The sequence below is a fragment of the Paeniglutamicibacter sp. ZC-3 genome (genome assembly GCF_025847175.2).
GTDB lineage: Bacteria > Actinomycetota > Actinomycetes > Actinomycetales > Micrococcaceae > Paeniglutamicibacter > Paeniglutamicibacter sulfureus.
In genome coordinates, this window is the sequence record NZ_JAOYTG010000046.1 from 1 (window position 1) to 3,391 (window position 3,391).

Consider the following 3,391-nt stretch of genomic DNA (forward strand, 5'->3'; position numbering starts at 1 on the left):
TTAATGGGCTGAGCTACGAGGTTTACAAGACGGAGAGTTTTGGCTGCGTTGGTCTGACTACTCCATTTGCATCGGGGGCATTCGATGGAATTCCCACCAGCGAAGTACAAGCGTTTACTCTCGACCAAGGCACCACTTCTGCGGGCCCCGAGCAAAACCTTTGCTTCGTTGTAAAAGCAGATGCCAGCCTGCAACAGGGCGCGAATTCAACGGTCATTTGGCAATTTGAAGCCAGACAGCAGTAGTAGGACTAGTTCATGACTACGATGCGGGCCAACACATGGCGCAAAGTCGCCGCTGTGCTGGCAGGCGGCCTGGTGCTCGGCGTCGGCACCACGGCAACGCTTGCCGCATGGACCGATGAAGAAAACGCCACCGAAACCTTCAAAGCCGGCACCTTCTCGATCGTCGGCAGCACGAACGGAGCCGATTTCAGCGACCACCCCACTTCACCCGGTGCCGCCCTTGATTTCACGGTCACTCCGACTGCCTTGGTCCCCGGAACGACGTCGTACGCGTTGTATTCGGTGAAAACGGCAGCAGGGAGCGTATCCGGCTCCGTGCAGCTGACCGCGGATCCGGACAACGATACCGGGCTCGGAAAGTACCTGCACTACGGTGTCAGAACCCTCACGGATCCGATCTGCGATGCTGATACCTTTACGGATGCCACTTCGGTCGACATTGTCGGCTCAGGGAGTGAACTAACGGTTGGATCCAACCAGAAGCTCGATTTGGAACCCAACGGGGCCTCCGCCATCAACTACTGTTTCGCCGTCAGCTTGCCCACGACCGCACTCAACGAAGCCCAAGGCACCACGCTCACCGGACGCTGGGTCTTTGCGGCGACGGCCGAATAGCAGGGTTGGCCATGGATAGACGCATGCGGGGAGCGGGGAAGATCCTGGGCGATGCCGTGTTGAGCCTGGCGGCGTTCGGCGGATTCGTCTGTGTGCTGCTGGTCATTGCCGCCTTCGCGTTCAACGTTTCCTTGATCATGTTCAAGACCGGATCCATGAGCCCTACGATTCCGGCTGGTTCTCTGTCTTTGGTACAGGAGATCCCGGCGACCGAAATCAAAGTCGGGGATGTCGTGACAGTGGACCGGCCGGCGGCCCTGCCCATCACTCACCGGGTGACTTCCGTGGCCGACGGCCCGTCACATGCCGAGCGGATCATCACCATGAAGGGCGATGCTAATGAGGCCGAGGATCCGTTCCCATACACCGTGGACACCGTTCGGATTGTTCTCGCCTCCGCACCCAATCTGGCATACGGCATCGTCTGGCTTTCGAATCCATGGGTGATGGCGGTTCTCACTCTGGGCGCATCTGGGTCGGTCACTTGGGCGTTCTGGCCGCGGGATCTGCCGAGCCAAGACTCCGATGAGCAGGAAGACCCACTGCCCCTGCCGGAGCAATCAAGCAGCGGATCTCAGTCCGGGCTGGGAATGCTCGTCACACCTTTGGCTCTTGGTCTCGCGTTGGGGAGCCCTGTCCAGGCAGTGGCAGAGGAGGTCATAACGAGCGACCACCTGACATTGACAAGCATCGGCAACCGCGAAGCAATGTCTCAACTCGCTCCCGGTGAACCCGTGCAATGGCAGGTGGGCGTTACCGCTGCGGAGTCGGAGCCCGGCGAAGTCCGGGTCGAACTTGTAGGCAACGGGAACCCCGGTCTAAGGCTGCATTCCACCATTCGGTCCTGTGACCGGCGATGGGTGGAGGGAACCTGCGCCGGTGAAACGTACCAGCTACTGGTCCCGGGTCCTGTTGCCGTCGACGGAACGATTCGCAGGCTGATATCCATGCCAGTGGCCGAGGAGCGATGGCTGCTCTTTGATCTCTGGCTGCCCGAGGACTCCGTCCCCGCAGCCGGAGGATCCGTTCAATTGGAGGTGCATGCCTCCGGTTCGGGCGATGAAATCGCGGTCTCACCCGGGCCGGTCGGCCCCCTTGCCGCGACCGGAAGCAATCCACTCCTGCCGCTGTTCGCCGCCTTCGGGTCCGTCGCTCTAGGCCTCGCGCTGGCCGGAGTGGCTAGAGCGCGACGAAGGCGGAGTCGGTGAATCCTGCTGTGTCCCTGAACCGAAATGCACGGCGCCAACGCCCAAACCGCCTGCGCCTTTGTGCAGCCATCGTTATGTGTGCCGGACTCCTGCTTTCATCGGTCTCGCCAGCGGCAACGACGGCTGCTTGGAAGAATGCCGAACACTCGTCGGCCGACTTCTCAGCGCTAGTGGTGCCGGCGCCGATCATCGACAGCTGCACGGCAGAGATTGGCATCGCCGGCGTGAATCTCAAACCCCGCATCACTCTCATCTGGCACTATCCGTCGACCGAATACGCGCTCAACGATGCTCAATATTGGTATGGAGATGTTCCTGCGATCGGATCCCTACCTGTTCTGGGCCCCTTGCTCTACGGGGAGGAGGTTTCGACAACGGGGACGGATCCCGGTCCCTACACGAGCACCTTTGAGGGCGGGCTGCTGACCGACCTCCTCGGGGGAACTACCGACGTCGGAGTATCTGCGACTCACGAGTCAGGCTGGTCTTCCAAGGTATCCACTGCTCGTGCGACCTTCCCCTTGCTGTTGCTGGGTGAGAAAGAGTGCGACTTCACTAACGCATCCTGACATCAATCCGGCCCCTTGGATGTCGAATGTGATCCAGCGAAACGCGTGCTTGCCATTGCTTATGCAATGGTGACGGAACGAGACTGCTTTCGTACGAGCTGGCCTGCTAGGCGCAGTTGCAGCGATCAGCAACGGCGACGTCGCCGAGCGCATCCTCGATGTGCTCGCCGCATCCAGCCCAAGTCGGCTTGGCGCAGCTGTCGCAGGTGACCTTCTTGCACATGGGGTGACTCCTTTGGAAGATTTTTGAACGAACTCTCTAGGAATATTACCGTTGAGCGTGTGGTTGACCTATTTGCGGATACGCTCGTGATCCGCGGCAATCAAACCTCCCGAAGGGATGAAGCACGTATGGCTTCCGTTGAACTAAACTCCGCAAATTTTGAATCCACCATTACCGAACCAGGCACCGTATTCGTGGACTTCTGGGCCGCATGGTGCGGCCCGTGCCGCAACTTCGCACCCGTGTTTGAGGCAGCCAGCGAGAAGTACCCGGACATCACCTTCGGCAAGATCGACACCGAGGCCGAGCAGCAGCTGGCAGCTGCCGCGAACATCACCTCGATCCCCACGCTGATGGCGTTCCGTGACGGAATCCTCGTCTTCTCGCAGCCCGGCGCATTGCCGGCAGAGGCGCTGGAAGACTTGATCGGACAGGTCCAGGGACTAGACATGGATGCCATCAAGAAGGACATCGCTGCTGGATCCCAGGCATAAGACACCTGCTCGTTAGCGATTAGAAGGCCCCGCCACC

4 protein-coding genes and 1 pseudogene are annotated in these 3,391 nt (G+C 60.0%); all 5 read left to right on the top strand.

Annotation, left to right across the window (positions count from 1 at the left end; all coding sequences use genetic code 11):
* Positions 1 to 245: pseudogene (locus tag OIU93_RS20405) on the top strand (hypothetical protein); the annotation flags it as partial.
* 12 nt (positions 246 to 257) lie between these two features.
* Positions 258 to 860: a SipW-dependent-type signal peptide-containing protein gene (locus tag OIU93_RS20410; RefSeq protein WP_264271870.1), complete on the top strand. Its 603-nt coding sequence runs from the start codon at positions 258 to 260 to the stop codon at positions 858 to 860.
* An 11-nt stretch (positions 861 to 871) separates the two neighbouring features.
* Positions 872 to 2,068, top strand: coding sequence for a signal peptidase I (locus tag OIU93_RS20415; protein ID WP_264271871.1), 1,197 nt, complete (start codon positions 872 to 874; stop codon positions 2,066 to 2,068).
* Positions 2,069 to 2,076: 8 nt separating this feature from the next.
* Complete coding sequence (locus tag OIU93_RS20420) at positions 2,077 to 2,637, top strand: hypothetical protein (protein ID WP_264271872.1); 561 nt, start codon at positions 2,077 to 2,079, stop codon at positions 2,635 to 2,637.
* A gap of 351 nt (positions 2,638 to 2,988) precedes the next feature.
* A complete protein-coding gene (gene trxA / locus OIU93_RS20425) occupies positions 2,989 to 3,354 on the top strand; it encodes a thioredoxin (protein WP_264271873.1) in 366 nt (121 codons plus the stop codon).
* Positions 3,355 to 3,391: the final 37 nt, after the last annotated feature.

Bases quoted from the DNA above. Each gene is read 5' to 3' on its own strand.
- OIU93_RS20410 (WP_264271870.1), top strand. From the start codon at position 258: ATGACTACGATGCGGGCCAACACATGGCGCAAAGTCGCCGCTGTGCTG.
- OIU93_RS20415 (WP_264271871.1), top strand. From the start codon at position 872: ATGGATAGACGCATGCGGGGAGCGGGGAAGATCCTGGGCGATGCCGTG.
- trxA (WP_264271873.1), top strand. From the start codon at position 2,989: ATGGCTTCCGTTGAACTAAACTCCGCAAATTTTGAATCCACCATTACC.